Annotated in this window: 16 protein-coding genes and 1 pseudogene; 10 read left to right on the top strand and 7 right to left on the bottom strand. The window is 66.0% G+C overall.

The window, feature by feature from the left end; genetic code table 11:
* The first annotated feature begins 24 nt into the window (after nt 1-24).
* From flgK to NCW75_02535, 7 genes and pseudogenes are all read left to right on the top strand, one after another.
* Complete coding sequence (flgK, locus tag NCW75_02565; protein UYV13178.1) at nt 25-1,764, top strand: flagellar hook-associated protein FlgK; 1,740 nt, start codon at nt 25-27, stop codon at nt 1,762-1,764.
* 31 nt (nt 1,765-1,795) lie between these two features.
* Nucleotides 1,796-3,844 carry a hypothetical protein gene (locus NCW75_02560; GenBank protein UYV13177.1) on the top strand — a complete coding sequence of 683 codons (2,049 nt, stop codon included), beginning with the start codon at nt 1,796-1,798 and terminating at the stop codon, nt 3,842-3,844.
* 105 nt (nt 3,845-3,949) lie between these two features.
* Entirely contained in the window at nt 3,950-4,399 is a 450-nt protein-coding gene (locus NCW75_02555) for a flagellar assembly protein FliW (protein UYV13176.1), read from the top strand.
* A 66-nt stretch (nt 4,400-4,465) separates the two neighbouring features.
* Nucleotides 4,466-4,627 (top strand): annotated as a pseudogene (gene csrA, locus NCW75_02550) (carbon storage regulator CsrA).
* Between the two features lie 328 nt (nt 4,628-4,955).
* Nucleotides 4,956-6,515, top strand: coding sequence for a flagellin (locus NCW75_02545; GenBank protein UYV13175.1), 1,560 nt, complete (start codon nt 4,956-4,958; stop codon nt 6,513-6,515).
* A 284-nt stretch (nt 6,516-6,799) separates the two neighbouring features.
* A complete protein-coding gene (locus NCW75_02540) occupies nt 6,800-8,323 on the top strand; it encodes a flagellin (GenBank protein UYV13174.1) in 1,524 nt (507 codons plus the stop codon).
* Between the two features lie 106 nt (nt 8,324-8,429).
* Nucleotides 8,430-9,389 (top strand): tyrosine recombinase, encoded by a 960-nt coding sequence (locus NCW75_02535; protein UYV13173.1) that lies wholly within the window; start codon nt 8,430-8,432, stop codon nt 9,387-9,389.
* 51 nt (nt 9,390-9,440) lie between these two features.
* Here NCW75_02535 and NCW75_02530 read toward each other — a convergent pair whose 3' ends face one another.
* Nucleotides 9,441-10,343: a hypothetical protein gene (locus NCW75_02530; protein ID UYV13172.1), complete on the bottom strand. Its 903-nt coding sequence runs from the start codon at nt 10,341-10,343 to the stop codon at nt 9,441-9,443.
* A 255-nt stretch (nt 10,344-10,598) separates the two neighbouring features.
* Here NCW75_02530 and NCW75_02525 point away from each other — a divergent pair, with 255 nt between their 5' ends.
* Nucleotides 10,599-12,044, top strand: a complete 1,446-nt coding sequence (locus tag NCW75_02525) for a radical SAM protein (GenBank protein ID UYV13171.1) — start codon at nt 10,599-10,601, stop codon at nt 12,042-12,044.
* On the opposite strand, the gene NCW75_02520 is transcribed toward NCW75_02525, so the two are convergent.
* From NCW75_02520 to NCW75_02505, 4 genes are read right to left on the bottom strand one after another with little or no spacing between them, the layout of a single operon-like run.
* Complete coding sequence (locus NCW75_02520; GenBank protein UYV13170.1) at nt 12,033-12,284, bottom strand: hypothetical protein; 252 nt, start codon at nt 12,282-12,284, stop codon at nt 12,033-12,035. The genes NCW75_02525 and NCW75_02520 overlap by 12 nt on opposite strands.
* The gene (locus tag NCW75_02515) at nt 12,274-12,819 is read right to left on the bottom strand and encodes a helix-turn-helix domain containing protein (protein UYV13169.1); all 546 of its coding nucleotides are present in this window, start codon (nt 12,817-12,819) and stop codon (nt 12,274-12,276) included. Before NCW75_02515 ends, NCW75_02520 begins: the two co-directional genes overlap by 11 nt.
* 17 nt (nt 12,820-12,836) lie before the next feature.
* Entirely contained in the window at nt 12,837-14,990 is a 2,154-nt protein-coding gene (recG, locus tag NCW75_02510) for an ATP-dependent DNA helicase RecG (GenBank protein ID UYV13168.1), read from the bottom strand.
* The gene (locus NCW75_02505) at nt 14,987-15,331 is read right to left on the bottom strand and encodes a DUF971 domain-containing protein (GenBank protein ID UYV13167.1); all 345 of its coding nucleotides are present in this window, start codon (nt 15,329-15,331) and stop codon (nt 14,987-14,989) included. Before NCW75_02505 ends, recG begins: the two co-directional genes overlap by 4 nt.
* 60 nt (nt 15,332-15,391) lie before the next feature.
* Here NCW75_02505 and pyrF point away from each other — a divergent pair, with 60 nt between their 5' ends.
* Entirely contained in the window at nt 15,392-16,270 is an 879-nt protein-coding gene (gene pyrF / locus NCW75_02500; GenBank protein ID UYV13166.1) for an orotidine-5'-phosphate decarboxylase, read from the top strand.
* A gap of 168 nt (nt 16,271-16,438) precedes the next feature.
* On the opposite strand, the gene NCW75_02495 is transcribed toward pyrF, so the two are convergent.
* Nucleotides 16,439-17,089 (bottom strand): PEP-CTERM sorting domain-containing protein, encoded by a 651-nt coding sequence (locus NCW75_02495; GenBank protein ID UYV13165.1) that lies wholly within the window; start codon nt 17,087-17,089, stop codon nt 16,439-16,441.
* A gap of 331 nt (nt 17,090-17,420) precedes the next feature.
* Nucleotides 17,421-17,984 carry an NADH-quinone oxidoreductase subunit I gene (locus tag NCW75_02490; protein ID UYV13164.1) on the bottom strand — a complete coding sequence of 188 codons (564 nt, stop codon included), beginning with the start codon at nt 17,982-17,984 and terminating at the stop codon, nt 17,421-17,423.
* Nucleotides 17,985-18,108: 124 nt separating this feature from the next.
* On the opposite strand from NCW75_02490, the gene NCW75_02485 reads away from it, so the two are divergent.
* Nucleotides 18,109-19,122 (top strand): hypothetical protein, encoded by a 1,014-nt coding sequence (locus NCW75_02485; GenBank protein ID UYV13163.1) that lies wholly within the window; start codon nt 18,109-18,111, stop codon nt 19,120-19,122.
* Nucleotides 19,123-19,214: the final 92 nt, after the last annotated feature.

Here is a 19,214-nt window from a genome sequence, read left to right as displayed (position 1 = left end):
CGCAACCAACCCGGGGAGAACGCCATGGGCCTAACCAGCGCGCTGCGCATCGGACAGAGCGCCCTGAACGCCAGCCAGCTCGGCGTGCAGGTAACCGGCAATAACATGGCCAACATGGCCACGCCCGGCTACGCCCGGCGCTCGCTGCTGCTCACGCCGCTCGAGTCGGCCGACCCATTCCAGCGCTTCCAGGCGGGTAACGGCGTCGGGCCGCAATCGCTCAGCCGAGTGATCGACGAGGCGGTGCTGGCCCGCCTGCGCGGCCAGATCGCCCGCGAGAGCGAGACCACCCAGGCGGTGCAATCGCTCGGTGCGCTCGAGGCCGCCATCGGCGAGCTCAGCGAGACCGGGCTGACCACGCAACTCACCGAGTTCTTCGGGGCTTGGTCCGACCGCTCGACGCTGGTGGCCTCCGACGGCGTGGTCGTGCAGCAGGCCGAGACGCTGGTGAGCAACATCAAGCGGCTCCGTAGCGATTTGGTCGATCAGAAGGCCCAGACCGACGGCCTGCTCGACACGCTCATCCCCCGAGTGGACGACCTGCTAACCCAGGTTGCCGATATCAACAAGGACGTGGCCCGAGCGAAGGTGGGCGGCGGCGATACGGCAACCCTGCAAGACCAGCGCGACCGTGTGCTGGACGAACTCGCGGCGCTCATCGATGTCGATACCGTCGAGCGCTCCTCGGGCGCGGTTGACGTGTACGTCGGCAGCACGCCCATGGTCCTGGCCGGCCAGAGCCGGGGCATCGAGCTCCGTCGCGACGCGGTGGACGGCGTGACCGAGGTGACGCTGCGTTCGAAGGCCGACGGATCGGTCCTTCCGGTTCGCTCGGGCCAGGTCGGGGCCTTGCTCAAGGCCCGCGACAGCGCGGTGGGCGAGACCATCGAGCAGCTCGACAAGCTGGCCGCCGAGCTGATCTTCCAGACCAACCAGATCCATGCGACCGCCACCGGCCCGGACGGCTTGCGCGAGGCCACAAGCCAGCTCCGCATGCCCACCGAGGATCGGCTGCTCCCCATCAACGGGCCCACCAACCCCAGCACGGCCGACCTGCCGTTCGACATACGCAACGGCTCGTTCCTGGTTCACATCCGCAACCCTGTGAGCGGCACGAGCGAGGCGACCCGCATCGAGGTCGACCTCGACGGGCTGGGTGCCGATAGTGCGGCGACGACGGTCGACGATACTTCCCTCGAAGCCATCCGCCAAGCTCTTGATGATGTCGAGGGCGTGCGGGCCGACTTCACCGCCGACGGCCGCTTGCGCGTTCGCGGCGAGAACGGCGCCCGGTTCTCCTTCAGCGAGGACAGCAGCGGGCTGCTCGGTGCCATCGGCATGAACGCGTTCTTCGCGGGCACCAGCGCCGACGACATCGCCGTGCGCCATGACATCGCCGACGAGCCCAGCCGGCTCCAGGTCGGTCGTATCGGGGCCGACGGCGAGTTCCGCGAGAACGCGGCGGCCCTGAACATGGCCAAGCTGCAGGACAAGGGCTTCGAAGCGCTCGGCGGCGTGGGGCTTAACGGCTTCTGGGCCACCGTGGCCGGAGACGTGGGCGCCCAGACCGACGCAGCCCTCACCAGCGCCCAGGCGGCGGCGGTCGTGCGCGAGTCGATCGAGGCCCAGCGGGCTTCGGTCAGCGGCGTGAGCCTCGATGAGGAAGCCATCAACCTGGTCACCTACCAGCAGGCCTACCAGGGCGCGGCCCGCTTCATCTCGGTGGTCGACCAGTTGCAACAAGAACTGCTGAGCATCTTCTAATGCACCCCTCGCGGATGGAAGGAACCAGGCCATGAGCGGCATCCCAGTCGGGCTCTCCAGAGCGCCAACCCTGTTCATGGCGCAGGTCCAGCTCAACCGCATCAACCGCGGCAACGTCGACCTGTTCGGCGTGCAGCAACGCCTGGCCACCGGCCGGGACATCAACCGCGTGAGCGACGACCCCGCGAAGGCCGCCGCCATCTCGACCATCAACCAGTCGCTCGACCGCTCGAGCCAGTGGCTGCGCAACTTCGACACCGCCGGCACCGCGCTGGACATGCTCGACGGCGCCCTCGACGACGCCCAGAACGCCGGCCTCGAGGCCAAGAGCATCGCGCTGGAGTACATCAACAGCACGTTCAACGCCGAGGATCGGGCGGGTGCGGCCATCACGGTCGAGAGCCTGATCGACAAGGTCTTCGCGACGGCCAACCGCAAGAGCAACGTGGGCCACATGTTCGGCGGCGATCACCCCGGCAACCAGCCCGTCACCGCGGTGCTGGGCGGATACCAGTTCAGCGCCTCGGGCGACGGGCTCAAGATCGACCTGGGCCCGGGCGTGGACGTGCCGCTGACGCTGGGCCCGGGCAGCCCGCTGGGCGGCACCTCGGCCCGCGTGCGCGGGTTCACCGAGATCCGCCCGCCGGTGGAAGCAGACACGCCCATCGAAGACCTGCGCGGGGCGCGGGGCCTGGGCATCGAGCTGGGCGAGATCGAGATCCTCGTCGGTGGAGAGACCGAGCGTGTCGACCTAAGCGGGGCCGACGTGGCCGGCGACATCGCCGATGCCATCGAGGCGGGCATCCGCCGCGTCGAGGATCGCACCGGGCGGGAACTGCTGGGCCCGCAGGGCGTGCGCTTCGAGGCGCGGGCTTTGCGCATCGACCTGCTGGCCGCTGACCAGGACGGGGCCGTGCCGGGCCTGAACTTCGGCGAGGTCGCCCGGGGCACCACCGCCAGCGACCTGGGCCTCATGGACACCGGCGCGTTTACCGCGGCAAGCGGGACCGGGTCGGACCTCAACCCCAAGCTCACCTGGCTCAGCCCCATCCCCGACATGGACGACGTGCCGCTGGGCAGCATCCGAATCCGCAACGGCGGGCAGACCCGGCTCGTCGACCTGAGCGAGGCCGAGACCCTGCAGGACGTACGCGCCGCCGTCGAAGCCACCAGCCTGGGCGTGCGCGTCGAGCTCGACCCCGAGAACGGCACCATCGATCTGGTGAGCGACCTGGCCGTGGCCGTGGGCAACGGGCTGAGCGTGGAAGAAGTAGCGGGCAACTTCGACACCGCCCAGCGGCTGGGAATCCGCAGTTTTGCCGCGGAAACCGAGGCCGCAAGCCTGAATGACGGGCGGGGCGTGCGGATCATCGACAACCAGGCCGACCCGGTCACCGGCGAGGTCGACCCCGAGCGCAACACCGACTTCCGCGTCACCCTGGGCGACGGCCAAGCGTTCGATGTCGACCTGCGACCCGAAGACCTGACCACCATGGGCGCGATCTCAACCCGGATCAACCAGGCCGCCGCCGACGCCGGTATCAACGTGCCAGACGAATTCGAGGCGGGCGTGGTCACCACCGGCCCGGGCGGGCTGAGCCTGAGGCAAGCCGGCGGCGCTGCCGGGCCATTGCAAGTCGAAAAGCTCAATGGCTCCCCAGCGCTGCGCGACCTTGGGCTGGATGACGTGGTCTATGACTCGGACACCGACGCCCTCGTTGGCGAGGACGTGGCCCAGGTCCGGGTGCGCAATATCTTCAGCGATCTGCTGGATCTGCGACAGGCCCTGCTCAATGACGACGAAACTGGCATCGGCTTTGCGGGGGAAGCTGTTGAGGCCCGCCTGAGCGAGATCGCACAAGTGCGGGCCATCGTGGGCGGCGATGCACGACGCGTGCAGGAAGCCCACGAACTGCGGGAGGACATCGTGCTGCTGGATCAGGCCACACGGAGCGAACTGCAAGATACCGACTTCGCGCAAGCGGCGGTCGAGCTCAGCCAGTTGCAGATCCAGCTCCAGGCGGCCCTCCAGGTGACGGCCACGAGCCGCCAGCAATCACTGCTCGACTTCCTGGGGTAAGGGCCCCGGGCGACGGAATCGAAGACTCGGACTCGAGCGACTCGTTAGGACTCAAACGGACATCGGCACCAACGTGGGCATCGCGCCCGGCCGGAGGAGTACGGCATGCAAGTCAAGACGACCCGATTCGGCGTGGTGGATATCGCCGACGACAAGGTCATCACGTTCCCCCAGGGCCTCCTGGGATTCCCCGACCACAGGCGTTATTGCCTGCTCGAACCCGGGGAAGACGCGTGCTTCTTCTGGCTCCAGTCGGTCGACGAGCCCGCCCTGGCGTTCGTGCTAACCGACCCGGCGCTCTTCTTCAAGGAGTACGAGGTGCCGATCCGCCCCGAGCAGGCCGAGACGCTCGGGATCGACAAGATGGACGATGCGCAGGTGTTCGTGATCGTGAACAAGGTGGGCCAGATCCTGACGGCCAACCTCCAGGGTCCGCTGCTCATCAACACGCTGAACCTCAGTGGCCAGCAACTGGTGCTCGCCGACAAGCGCTGGTCGACGCGTCACACCATCATGCAGGTGGGCGTCGAACAGACCCAGGCCGCGACGGCCTGACGGCAGTGGCGATGATGGATCGGAGCCACCAAAGCAACCCCACCGAAGGGGGCACGGAGCGCACGGATGCTGGTGCTGTCAAGGCAACGAGACGAAACAATCATGATCGGCGACGCGGTGGAGATCACCATCGTCGACATCCGCGGGGACAAGGTCCGGCTGGGCATCAACGCCCCGTCCCAAGTGGCCGTCCACCGCAAAGAGGTGTACGAGGCCATCAAGGCCGAGAACAGGCGGGCGTCCGAGGCCCAGGGTGCCGAGTTTGGCGCCCTCAGCTCGGCCGTCCGGCCGGGGCGCCGCGCGGGGCTCAGCCCGGCGGGGCGCGTCCCTGGCTCCAACGGGGCATCAACCAACGGGGCGTCGACGAACGGCTCGGCGAGCAACGGTCAGTCCGCTCCCGAACGCACCCCACGGGTGCCCCACACCGACAACGACTCACGGAGGCAGGCTTCGACCTGACTCTTGGATTGGCTACCGGGCTCATAGCCCTCGTCGCTTCGACGGATAGTTCCAGCAGGCCGCGACGGAGTGCGGCTGCGGCTCACGGAGGATCGCGATGACTCGCATCAACACAAACGTACCCAGCATGATCGCCCGATCAAACCTCACGCGGACCAACCGTGAGTTGGACGTCAGGCTGGAACGGCTCTCAACGGGATTGCGGATCAACCGCGGTGCCGACGACCCGGCGGGACTCATCATCTCCGAGCGGCTGCGCTCGAACATCCGCGGGGCCGAGCAGGGCATCAAGAACTCGGAACGGGCATCGGCGGTGATCGCCACCACCGAGGGCTCGCTCACCGAGATCAACGAGCTGCTCAACTCGATCAAGGCCCTCGTGGTCGAAGCGGCCAATACGGGTGCGTTCTCTGACGATGAGATCGCAGCCAACCAGGCCCAGATCGACTCGGCCATCGACTCGATCACCCGCATCTCCAATACCGCACGATTTGGCGACCTGCGGTTGCTCGACGGCTCCCTGGGCTACCAGACCTCTGGCATCGCCACTTCAGCCATCGCTAAGACCAACATCAAAGCGGCCAGCTTCTCGCAGGACGACTCGCTAGACGTGAACGTCGAGATCCTCACCTCGGCCCAGCAGGGCGGGCTCTACCTGAGAGGCGACAATCCTTCGCCGGGCGATCCGCTCAATGGCACCGTCCTCTCGACGACCCTAATCGAGGTTCGTGGCCCAGACGGCGTGATCAGCCTTGAGCTGCCCGAAGGCCAGACGTTCAGCGCCGTCGTGGACTCGATCAACCGCAACTCGCCCTCGACCGGAGTGATCGCCGAGCTCATCAACGGCGACCCCACGAGTGGCATCGCCTTCCGCAGTGAAGAGTATGGATCGCGTTCCTTTGTCTCGATCGATCGCCTGGGCGAAACTAGCGCCGAGAGCGCTTGGGAAACCTACAAGTTCGACGACGACCTGGCCATCGGTGACACCGACCCCTTCCCATGGGGCACTGTCGGAACCGATCTCCAAACAGCCGAGCGCGACCCGGGGCGCGATGTCGGGGCCATCATCAATGGCGCCCTGGCCAGCGGCGACGGGCTCAACGTCAGCACAGCCGGCTCCCAGCTCTCGCTTGAACTCACCCTGACGGCTGACTTCGCGACTCGTGTGGGTGAGAGCTCGACCTTCGACATCACCGGCGGCGGCTCGCTCTTCCAACTCGGCGCCGAGGTGGTGACCCAGCAGCAGGTGAACATTGGAATCAACTCCGTGGCCGCCTCCCGGCTCGGCGGAACACTCGTGGATGGCAGCCTCGAATTCCTCGAGTCCCTGAAGACCGGCCGCGCTAACAGCCTGGCCAACAGCAAGGACCGCGGTAACTTTACCGCCGCCAGTCGCATCACGGACTCGGCCATCGACGAGACCACCATCATCCGCGGTACCCTGGGCTCGTTCGAGCGGAACACGCTCCAGACAAATATCCGTTCGCTCGCGCTCACGGTTGAGAACCTGACCGCCAGCGAGTCGATCATCCGCGACGCCGACTTCGCCGTCGAGACGAGCCTCCTAACCCGGGCCCAGATCCTGGCAAGTTCGGGCACCACCGTCCTGGGCCTAGCCAACCAGCAGGCCCAGAGCGTGCTGCAGTTGCTCGGCTAGTACCGATAACAACACAAAACACCGCCTAAGGGTGGTTATCAGACTCTCATCGCACGCCTCATGGCCCGGTTTGCCCCGGGCCGTGAGGCGTTTGGCGTCAATTTTCACGGCATTGCCAAGTCGGACTGAATTGGCCTTCCGGATTCGACGATCCAGGCACCAAGCACGAGGTTCAGCCCTGGTACGGATGCCAGGACGGCTGCGTGCAAGCGGCGGGGTAACGCCCCGCAGTGGCACCCGGTGCCGCAGGTATGCGGAAGCCGGGTTCACGGAGGATCGTCGTCATGAGCCGGATCAACACGAACGTGCAGTCGCTTCTCGCCCAGCGTGTGCTTGGCCTGAACAACAACAACCTGAGCCAGTCACTCGAACGCTTGTCGACTGGTACCCGCATCAACCGGGGCAAGGACGACCCTGCGGGTCTCATCGCCTCGGAGAACCTGCGTGCCGAGGCCACCGCGCTGACCTCGGCCATCGGCAACGCCGAGCGTGCCGACCAGGTGGTCAACATCGCCGAAGGCGGACTCCAGGAGGTCTCGAACCTCCTGAACGAACTCCAGGGCCTTCTGACCACAACCGCCAACCAGGCCGGTCTGGGCGAGCAGGAGAAGCTAGCCAACCAGCAGCAGGTCGACTCGATCCTGCAGACCATCGACCGCATCGCCTCTGCGACCAGCTTCCAGGGCACCAAGCTGCTCAACGGCAGCTTCGACTACCGCGCCCAGAACGTCGCCAGCGACATCACCGACTTTAAGATCAATGGTGCCAAGTTCGAGAGCGATGAGCTCGACGTCAACGCCCTGGTCACCCAGTCGGCCCAGCAGGCCGGCTTCCTGCTGTCGACGACGGGCACACTCGACCTCAACGGCAGCGGCGACGACTTCCGCATCGAGATCGGCGGCCGCCTGGGCAGCCGCGAGTTCAGCTTCACATCTGGACAGACCAATGCCCAGATCGCCGAAGCCATCAACGACTTCAGCGAGGTCACCGGCGTGACGGCGTCGGCCTCGGGCGGCACCGTCGCGTTGATCACCACTGAATTCGGCGACAGTGAGTTCGTCTCGGTCAAGGTTGTCGACGATGCCAGCATCCAGGGCACCGGCGTTGGCATCTACGACTTCGAGGCCGACGACTTCGGCACCGCCGATACCACCATCCGCAGCACCTTTGCCAATGCAACGAACGAGCAGCGGGACGTGGGCCAGGACATCGCCGGTACGATCAACGGCATCCGCGCCGTGGCGGACGGCAAGAACTTGCGCATCAACACCGACTTCCTCGACATCGAGCTTACCCTCGACACCACCTCCAGCCAGACGCTGGGGGCCGTTGAGGCCAGCTCGGGTGAGCCCACCCTCCAGATCACCGGCGGTGGTGCCGACTTCCAACTCGCCGGACAGGTCGACGTGGCCGGCAAGGTGAGCCTGGGCATCTCGAACGTCGCCGTTCGCAACCTGGGCAACTCGACCGCAGGCTTCCTGGGCGATCTGGCCTCGGGTAAGTCGCTCAACCTGGCCGACGGTGATGACCTCTCCGGCGCTCAGAATGTCGTTGAGGAAGCCATCGAGCAGGTCTCGACCCTGCGTGGACGCCTCGGTGCGTTCCAGCAGAACACCGTGGGTGCGACAATCCGCAGCCTGTCGATCTCATTGGAGAACACCCGGGCCGCCGAGTCGGTGATCCGTGATACCGACTTCGCCGCCGAGACCGCGCAGCTGACACGGAGTCAGATCCTGGTCTCGTCGACCACCAACATCCTCTCGCTGGCCAACAGCCAGCCCCAGTCGGTCCTCCAGCTTCTCGGCTAATCCCGATAGCTCCAACCGTCTGAGATAAAGCACCTTCAAGGCCCGTCCCGATCTCGGGGCGGGCCTTTTGCCATGCGCCCGGGCCGGTGAGCCGATACGTGCAAGAGTGACGCAAGCGCCCCTGGACATCCCCGGCATCGATGAATTGCCCCGTGAGTACCAGGACACCCTGCGGGGGTTTCTGACCTTTCTGCGTATCGAGTGCGGCCTGAGCCACAACACGCGCATGGCCTACGCGCGAGATCTGCGTGACATGGCCACGGACTTGTGCGAGCATGGCATCGGAAGACCAGCGGACATCCACCCGCGAGCCCTGGCCGACCACCTGGGCCGCCTCTCGAGCCAGCACGCCTTGAAATCCCCGAGCCAGGCGCGGCATCTGGCCAGCATCCGCGCGTATTGCCGGTGGCTGCACGCCCGGGGCGTGGTAGCCGAAGACCCCACCGATCTGCTGCTGCGCCCCGCACGATGGCGGCGGCTGCCCAAGACGCTCTCGCCCAGCCAGGTGAGCAAGCTCGTTGAGGCACCCCACGCGCCGGCACATGGCAAGGGGCCGCCCCTGTGGCTCCGCGATCGGGCGATGCTCGAGCTCATGTACGCCTGCGGCGTGCGCGCCAGTGAGGTGTGCGACTTAGCGGACGATGATCCCGTACGCGATGTGGCCATCCTGCGCGTGCGCGGCAAGGGCGATAAGGAGCGCGTCGTGCCCATGGGCATGCCGGCGGTGCATTGGATCGCCAGGTATCGCCAGGAATGCCGCCCGCTGCTGGTCGCTCGCGGCAACCCACACCTCGGACGGCTGTTCCTGTCTCGCACGGGACGGCCCCTGGAACGCACGGCCGTGTGGGTCATCGTGAACCGCTGGGCCAAACGCGTCGGCCTGGCGGGCATCCACCCCCACATGCTGCGGCACAGCTTCGCCACGCACTTGATGACCGGTGGTGCCGACCTGCGCGTCGTGCAGGAGATGCTGGGCCACACCAGCATCGCGACGACCGAGATCTACACACACCTGGACTCGGACCGGTTGCAGGACGTGGTGAGCAAGCACCTCCCGTTGGGCTAAGCGAAAAGCCCGGGCCTGCACCCGGGCCTCGTCGGGATCCAGATTGCGAACTCACATGGGCCGGCGGAGCGGGTTGCCGGGCGAGGAATCTCCCATGCTGCGATCGCGGTCGGAGACCCACGAGCGGGACTTCGACTGGCTCTCTTGCGTGGAACCGCCCTCACCGATCGGACGATCGACGACACCCACGGTGCGCTGACCGTGGTTACTGGCCACACCGGCCGAACGGATCGTGTCCAGTTCCTTGTCGAGCTTGCGATCGAGTTCGCTCACCGATCGGACGATCACGCCAGCCTCGACGCCCTCACGGAAGCACAGCAGGGTGTAGCCGCCCAGCACGGCCGCGATCAGCGGCAAGGCCAAGTGCGAGGCCAGCAGCGCGACCGTGTCGAGCTTCTGGGCACCCTCACTCGCCGAGAGCAGAGTCTGATAACTTACGAACGCGCCGTTGAGCGGCAGCCCCGGCAGGGTCACGATGAGCGGTATCGACGAGAATCCGAGAACAGTGGCCCAGGTGCTCGCCCGGACCGTCTGCTCGACGCCGGGAATGCTGCCGCCTCCGGCAACGACCACGCCTAGCGCTACGGCAACCCAGAGCGTCGCGGCCGAGATCAGCCCAATCGACGCCGAGGCATCTGTGAACGTCCGGAGGGTCCCGTCCCAGCGGCTGAGTACCTTTTGTGGCTCGGTTTGGACTTGGCGGGCCCCACGGGTGGCACGTCCGGCACGTTCACCGGGGGTCGCGGCGGCACGGGCCTCGGGAGCGACCACGGTGAGCTGCTGGGCTGTGGCCGGGGTTTCCTGGACACTCCAACGGACGTCGGTGAAGTGGACGAACCCAAAGGCCAGCATCTGGAGCACCGCCGCAACAATAACTGCGGTGGCAGACCAGGTGACTGTGGTGCGGAGTTGTACCAGGGCCCCCGAAACGTGCGGGCGGGCGTTGTGCTGCATCGACAGAATCCTCCAGCAGGGCGCACGGCGCCCCTTAGAGGTATCGATTCGGGAGGACCCGGAGCCCAGCAGAGAGCAGTCCCAGACCAACCGATGCACGATTTGCAGGCGTCATGGCCGTTGCATGCGGCAGGGGCCATCCAGATTCCGGAGATACTCGGACCGGATGGTAAATTTCAAATATTTCTGAAAGATTACTGTACCAACAGGCGAATACCACTAACAATACAACGACTTGTCTGCCCGGAGGACCGCATGCTGTCGATCTACAAGGCACCCCAGCCGCACGCCCATCTTCTTGCCGCCGACCGTGGGCTGCTGGATGCCGTCGTGCGTGGGCACGCCCGCCTGACACCCGAGCAGGCCCTGGACATCCTACAGAACATGCCCCTGGCCGACCTGGGCCGATGGGCCGACGCCCGCTGCCGGCAGGTGCACGGCGATACATACCGGACGTACGTCATCGACCGGAACATCAACTACACCAACGTGTGCAGCGCCAAGTGCATCTTCTGCGCCTTCCGGCGTGACGCGACCGATGACGACGCGTACACGCTCGAGTACGAGGACATCTACGAGAAGATCGCCGAGCTGAGCGATATCGGCGGCACGCAGATCCTCATGCAAGGCGGCATGAACCCGGCGTTGCCACTCGACTGGTACCTGGGCCTCTTGCGCGGGATCAAGGAGCGATTCCCGCACATCCATATCCATGCGTTCAGCCCGCCAGAGTTCATCGAGTTCGTCGAGTTCTTCAACCCGCCAGGCTCGACGTTGGAAGACAAGATCCGCTGGGTGATGGTCCGCTTGCGAGAAGCGGGGCTCGACAGCCTTCCCGGCGGCGGCGGCGAGATTTTCGCGCCAGCCGTGCGTCGCAAGATCGGCCTTGGCAAGTGCGACGCCGAGGCGTGGCTGACGTGCATGTACGTCGCGCACTCGCTGGGCATGTTCACCAGCGCAACGATGATGTTCGGCCATATCGAAGGGCTGGCCGACCGCGTGCATCACATGGAGCTGGTCCGGCAATGGCAGGACAGGGCGCTCCTCGAGGGCGGCGCGCGAGACCCGATGGACGCGGGGCCGGGCGAGCCCATCGCCACGCCGAGCTTCGGGCACTACAAGGCGTTCATCAGCTGGCCCTTCCAGCGGGAGAACACAGCGCTCGGCCGCCTGCGTGAATGGGGGCAGGGCGAGGACGATTCTGGCGATTTTCCCGGCGATGTCGTGGCAAGGCTCGATGGCAGCGGCACCAAAGGCACGCACCCCGAGTTCGGCCGCCGCCTGCGACTGGCGGGCGCGACGCAGTACCTTCGCACGCAGGCCCTCAGCCGCCTGATGCTCGACAACATCTACTCCATCGGCAGTAGTTGGGTGACGATGGGGCCGCACGTGGGCCAGGTGGGCCTGAAGTTCGGCGCCAACGACATGGGCAGCGTGATGATGGAAGAGAACGTCGTGTCGTCGGCCGGCACGACCTATTGCCTGAACGAGCCCGTGCTGTGCCGGCTCATCCGCGACGCGGGCTACGTGCCCTCGCAGCGCGACAATACCTACGACGTGCTGCGGACGCACGACGGCGTGGACAGCCCCGACCTGAAGGTCACCGACTGGAGCGAGCACCGCGCCCGCAAGCTGCACAAGCAGGCCGAGACCGGGACCTCGACAGCTACCCTCACCGTGAGCGCCAGCTCAGGGGACTGACTTGCCGTCATCCTTGACCGCGTAGGTCGTGATCTTTTGCTCGACGAAGCCATCGTGCTGCTCGGGTGGATGCACGACGTCGACCGCCCGATCTGCCTTGGGTTCCAGATACAACTCGGCCATGCGCCGCTCGATCGACTCGACGATCGCCTCACGCTCGGACTCGGGCGCGAGCATCAAGCACGCCAGCCACCGCCGGCCAAGCTCCGCGCCCGCGGGGCGCAGCAACTCAACGAGCATCCGGACGTGGTCGCTCGGCGAGAGCGTCGGCGACGGATCGCGCTCGGGCATCGGCTCCGTTTCGGGCTGCTTCTGTGGTTGCGGCTGGCTTGCCATGGTCGCTCTCGGACGGTTTGGGCTCGATCGAAGTCGATGCTACCGGCGACGGCCCGTTGCCCTGGCGGATCATCACCTCGAGCACCTGAGTGTAGCGGTCGAGACGATCGACCCGCGATTCAAGCCGCTCGATCGCCAGCGCGACGTGTGTGAGCAGGTCGGTCGCGTTGGCCTCGCGGAGCGCCTGGGGCTTCACCTCGACCAGCCGCATGGGCCCCCGGCCCGTGAGGATCCAGTTGATGTTCAGCCCGAGCGAGGCGGCTAGACGCGTGACGAAGTCGACGCTCGGCGCGTGGCCCGAGAGGTACCGTCGCACGGTCTCCGGATGCGTGTTGGTCAGGCTGCCGACGCGTTTGAACGTCCGATCACCAACGGCCGCCTGCAAGCGGTCGTTCAATCGCTCGTGCCCATTGGTTTCGACTCCCCCACGATCGCTCACCGTGTATTGTGCCCTGCTCACCCCACGTCGGCAAGCCCGAGCCACTCGCCGACGGTTCGCAGCACGCGGCGACGGAGGATGGCGTCCTCCTGATTCCCCAGATTCGGGGAGCGCCGGACCCAATCCTGGGCATCACGCCGCGCCAGCTCGAGCAACTCGGCATCACGCACCAGGTCGGCCACTCGCAATGGGATCGCGCCCGACTGCCGCGAGCCGAACAATTCGCCCGGCCCCCGCAACGCAAAATCGGCCTCGGCCAGCTTGAACCCATCGTTCGTGCTCGTGATGGCCTTGAGCCGCCGCACACCGATGTCGGTGGTGGGTTCGGCAACCAGCAGGCACTCGGGGCGGAGGCCATCGGGCACTCCCCCGCGACCGATGCGTCCACGGAGCTGGTGCAACTGGGCGAGGCCGAACCGGTCGGCCTGCTCGACAACCATGCAGGTTGCGCCCGGCACGTCGACGCCCACCTCGACGATGGTGGTCGCCACCAGCACCTGCACCTCACCCGAGCGGAACCGTTCCATGACCGCCTCGCGCGCTGCGGTGGGCATCTTGCCGTGCAGCAGGCCCAGACGCAGGCCCTCCAGCGGACCGGCTTCGAGTTCCTTTACCAGATCGAGCACGCCGACGAGGGGTTCCTTGCCCGGCTCGGAATCTTCGGCCGCGGCCAATTCGAGCTGCTGAGTACTATCACCGATGGCCGGTGCGACGACGAAACCAAGCCCGCCCTTACCCACATGCTCGCGCAGCCGCTCATAGGCCCATGAGCGCGTGGGACCGGGGATGTGCTCGGTGTGCACCGGCTTGCGGCCCGGAGGCATGTCGCCGATGGTCGTGACGTCCAGGTCGCCCAGCACGCTAATGGCAACGGTCCGCGGGATGGGCGTGGCGGTCATCACGAGCGTGTGGGGGATCGTCTGGCCGGCCTTGTCCCGGAGCGCCGCACGCTGGCGGACGCCGAAGCGGTGCTGCTCGTCGATGATCGCCAGCGCGAGGCTCTTGAATTTCACGGTCTCGGTGAGCAGGGCGTGCGTGCCCACCACGATGTCGGCGTGGCCCATCGCGATCTCGGCGAGCACGCCCTGACGCTCGGCCGTACTGAGCGCACCGGTCAGCATCGCCACGCGCACGTCGGCCTTGCTGAGCATCTTCCGCAGCGAACGCTCGTGCTGCTCGGCCAATATCTCGGTGGGCGCCATGATGGCGGCCTGGTGCCCGGTCGCGACGGCCATGAGCATCGCGTACGCGGCGACCATGGTCTTTCCAGAACCCACGTCACCCTGGATGAGCCTGTTCGCGGGCGTGTCCTGTCCCAGGTCGCTCGCGAGCTCGGCCATCGCGGCGAGCTGGCCCGGCGTGGGCCTGAAGGGCAGCCGCGAGAGGATTCGGTCGTGCAGCGCTTCGTCGGCGCGCAGGGCGATGGCGCGGCCTTCCTGGCGCAACTCGGCGCGTCGGAGCTGAACGCCCAGTTGCAGCATGAGCAACTCGTCGTAGGCCAATCGGCGGCGTGAGACGGCGACCTCGTCCTGGTCGGCCGGCGCGTGCTGCATGCGATAGGCCTCGCGCAGCTCGGGCAAGGCTCTGTGCTTGCGGAAGCCTTCGGGCAGGTGATCGTCGATCTGCGGGAGCGCATCAGGCAGCGCGGCGGCGATCGCGTCGGCGATGGCGCGGCTCTTGAGCCCCTCGCCCGCGGGGTACACCGGCACCAGCCGGCGGTCGAGCGCGTCGCCACCGGCCGCACCATCCGCGTCTTCGGGCAGCACGTCGAAGGCCGGGTTGGCCATCTGCGGGTGGTGGTTGTACATCGCCACCTTGCCTTGCACACGGAGCCGCAGGCCCGGCTGGATCTGGTTGCGGAGATAAGACCCGTTGAACCACACCAGGTCTATCGAGCCCGACTCGTCGGTCAGCTTCGCCTGGAATCGCTGTCTGGGGAATCGGCCGGCCATGCGGGTGGAGGTCACCTCCCCCACCGCCGACCCCTGCTCGCCCTCTGGCAGTTCGGCGATGCTGCGTGTAGGCTCGTGCCACTCGTGGCGCGCGGGCAGGTGGGCCACGAGCTTGCCGATGTTGGTCAGCCCCAGAGCCGCAAGCTGCCTCGCCCGGCGCGGGCCGACGCCGGGGAGCTCGATGAGCTGGCTGGTGAGGCTCAGGGTCGACTGGTTCATGTCGCGGGATCTTCGTTGGTTGAAGCGCCGGGGTCGATTGAGCGGAGATAGTCCCAGCTGAAGATGCCGGTGCGGTGGCCATCGGAAAAGACGACCCGCAGGGCGTAATTGCCGACGAGCTGGGCATCAACGGCGCGCAGGGCCGAAGATGGGCCGCTGTCCGGCACGACCACCAGCGGGTTGCTCTCCATCTCATCGCGAAGCTGGCGCATGTCGGCCGATGGGGACATCCGCCGGAGATACGACAGCGGGTAGAACGACTCGACGCCATCCTGCCAGCGCACGGTGAGGCCCCGCTGCCGGTCGAGGTCGAGGGTTTGGGGGGCGAACTCCTGACGCATGAATCGAGCTCCAAGGCACCCATAGAGCCCCACCGCCGCGGGCGCTCTATCGTCATGGGCATGCAACACGATAGCGCCGGCACCGACTTCGACCGCGCCCTGCGAGAGGCCCACGCCCGCTGCGGTGCGCCCTTGTGCGTGGGGATCGACCCCGTTCTCGAGCAACTGCCCGAAGGCCTGACTGGTGAACCAGGCGCGGCATTCGAGGCCTTTTCGCGAGGCGTCGTCGACGCGATCGCGCCGCACGCGGCCGCGGCCAAGTTCCAATCAGCGTGCTACGAGCGGCTGGGTGCCGCCGGCATCACCGCACTCGAGTCCGGCATCCGAGCCGCCCGAGAAGCCGGCCTTGCGGTCGTCCTGGACGCTAAGCGCGGGGACATCGGCATCTCGGCCCGCCACTACGCGGCGGCCGCGGCGAACCTGGGTGCCCAGGCTATTACCGTCAACGCGTACCTTGGCACGGAGACGATCGAGCCCTACCTCGACGCGGGGCTGGCCATCTTCGTGCTGATCCGCACGAGCAATCCAGGATCCGTCGACGTGCAGGACGTGCCACTACGCAACGGCGGTACGCTGGCCATGCATCTGGGCCAGCTCGTGGCCAACCTCGGCCGCTCTCGGCCGGGCGTGCATGCTGTCGTTGGCGCGACCCAGCACGACCAATCTGCGGTGCTGAGGGCTGTGATGCCCGACCAGTTGTTCCTGCTTCCGGGCCTCGGTGCCCAGGGCGCAACCGTCACCGATCTGTGCGCATTCGCCAAGCACCCGAGCCATACGAACGAAGACCCCACCCGCGGATTGCTGCCAACAGCGAGCCGGTCTGTAATCTACGCCGGCGGAAAAACCGCCGCTTGGACCGACGGCGTGTCGGCAGCCGCGGCGGATCTGAATTCAGAACTCCGTGACGCGATGACGGCCCGAGCCACCTCGATTCACTAATCCAACGGTCCATTGATTCGAGTCGTTGGCGAAACGTAGTGGCAAAAATTACCCAAATCTAGAGTATCTAAAAAAACCGACACCCCGTGACGGAATGTCGGCCGATGGATCTTGATGTTCGGCTGAAGGGAGGCAGCCGGTCAGATGGTCAGATGGTCAGATGGTCGCTTAGCGGCGACGACGAGCGGCGGCCAAGCCACCGAGGCCGAGCAACGCCAAGCTGGCAGGGGCCGGAATAACCACGCCGCTGACCTGGGTCGAGATGCCGGTGAAGTCGGCATCAAAGAAGCCACCGGAGCCGTCCAGGAACAACTGGACCAAGGCACCGTCGTACGGGGCGGTACCGGGCAGGTCGGTGCTGAACGAACCAGCGGTGGGACCATCGAAGGTACCGTCGCCGCTGAGGTCGTTGAACTGGACACCCGACAGGAGGCCGTTGAAGGCAATGACGCCCGGGGCGAGTTCAATGAAGTCGCCGTCCAGGTCACCACTCAGGGTTTCGCCTTGCACGTCGGTGATCGTGAATGTGCCGGAGCCGTCCGCAGTGCCAGCACCGGTGATCATGACATCGATATCAAAGCTGAAGTCCGACGCGCCGACACCGGCAAAGCCGGGCTCGAACACGGCGGTACCGCCCGGCGCGGACAGGCGGGTCACGTCGCCGGACGTCGAGGCGTTCGAAGAACCCAGGAACGAGCCATCGCTGGCCGTAAAGGAGCCATCAACTTCGGTAAAGCCGAACGTCAGGATGGCCTGAGCGTTGGCAACGGCAGCCGTGGCAGCGATTCCAGCGGCAGCAATAAGCATTGTGCGACCCATCTCTGCATCTCCTCTTCGGGCATCATGCCCGATCTAGTGGCCTTGCGGCCGAAGCGACCGCCCCCAATCTCCCAACGGGGGCAGAGCCTTGTCCTCTTAACGTACAGCGTAACCGGATGCAAGCTAGGAATCCAGACAATTTATCCGAAATTCGCCGCCTTTATTGGCCCTTGCCTCGGATGTTTGCCCAGGTTATCAAGTATAGGAGCTTCGCACGAAAACAGGTACGTTATAGGACAATGCAAAGGTCCTATAATACAACTAATGCCTTGAGAGGCCAAGCTCAAACATGAAATGGTAGGATTTTGTTTGAAACGGCTTGCCCGACGGATCACATCGGCTTCTTGTCGATGGTCACGTCGTAGATGTGCAGGAGCTTCTCTTTATCGAAGATCATCTCTTGGCGGCTCTGTCCGGTAATGTCATACTCGGTGGTCAGCTCGATCGCGTCCACCGGGCAGGCTTCCTCGCACATCCCGCAGAAGATGCACCGCAGTTCGTCGATCTCGAACTTCTTTGGGTACTTCTCGCGGTCGTCCCAAGGGCTCTCCTCGGCCACGATGTGGATGCAGTTGGCCGGGCAGATGGTCGGGCACATCATGCAGGCGACGCACTTGACGCGGCCCTCTTCATCCCTATTGAGGCGGTGGACGCCGCGGAAGTTGCTGGCGTTGAGGCCGCCCTCCTCTACGGGGATGTCCTCGCGCCGCTCCTCGGGGTAATTCATGGTCCGGCTGGTGTTCTTGCCGGGGAAAACCTTGCCTTGGCCGAAGCTGGTGAAGAAGTGCCGCATGGTGGTGCCGAAGCCCACGACGACCTCTCGGACGTAGAGCCGCTCGACGGCTGAGGTCGGAGCCGGGGCGATGCGAAGGATGTCCTGTTCGGGCACGGTCATGGGGCCGATGATAGGGCATGGGATGATCGGGTCGATGGTGATCACATGGGAATCACCACCCCCCCGAAAAATCAACCGGAAAGCCGATGCACAACACGGCCTCGGGCCGAGATAGACTTTTGGTATGGCAAGCCGCCGCCCCCCACTGTTCGAACTGCTCCAGCACCAAGACGGCCCGCGTCAGGGCCAGGGACCTGGTGTCGGGCGCCCGAACGCCCTCGGCCATGCAACCGAAGAGCCCCCGGCGACCAAGACCTCGAACGGGCATGCTCAGGGTGCGGTCGAGACCAAGCCTGAAGGCAACGGCTCGGCAGCGTCGACGCTTGAGGACCTGTCCGAACCGGTCACCAAACCGAAGCCAAAGCAACCCCAGGCTCGGCCCAGGCCCACGCACGTGCCGGCACCTTTGCCCGAGCCGGCACGAAAGACAAAGCGTGTCGCAAAGAAGGCCGAACCCAAGCCAGAGCGGGCCGCCGGCGCGGCCGACTGGTCGGGGATGCATCCCAAGAACGCTGTCAGCGTGAAGATGATGTGGATCTATGGCGCGATCTTCGCCGTGCTTGCGATCGTGGTCGGCGTCTGGACGCTGGGGTACAACCTTGGTGAGAGCAGCATGGAAGCTGAGCTCAAGCCCTACCTTGACCGGGCGAGCCAGCCCGGGGCGATCTCCGACCCGATGACGGCTGAGACCGATGGCAACTCCACAGAGACCCCACCGCTCTCGGGCATCGAACGCCAGGAAGAGCGGCGTCAGGCCGAAGCGACGCTCCGCACCGACCCGACGCCCCCGGTGGTCGAGCCCGATCCTGCCCCTGTTCGGCCCATCGACGTCCTCGTCGATGTGCGGGTGGCCGGCAACAACTACATGAAGCTGGCTAGCGGCATGACCCGCGAGCGGGCCGTTGGCCTGGCCCAGCAACTCTCGACCAACGGCGTCCACGCCATGGCGATCGACGAGGGGCGGCAGGGGTTCGGGCTCTACACGGCCTTCGCGGTACCCAGCGGGCAATTCAGCGCGATGGAACGCGAACGGCGCGAGCTCACGGCTCGGGTCGTCCGGCTGCTGGGCTCGACCCCACAGGAACTGGGCGGGCCCTACACGTCCCGCGACCAGCTGTGGATGCGATTCGACGGCTGATTGGCCAGTTGGCAACTCAACGTCTATGATCTCTGCCCGGGCCTGATTCACGGCTCGGGCTGTCTTGCAGGCCAGGTTGGCAGGAGTTCGGC

The sequence above is a fragment of the Phycisphaera sp. genome (assembly GCA_025916675.1).
Classification (GTDB): domain Bacteria; phylum Planctomycetota; class Phycisphaerae; order Phycisphaerales; family UBA1924; genus JAHCJI01.
This window is presented reverse-complemented; position numbering and strand designations above follow the sequence as displayed.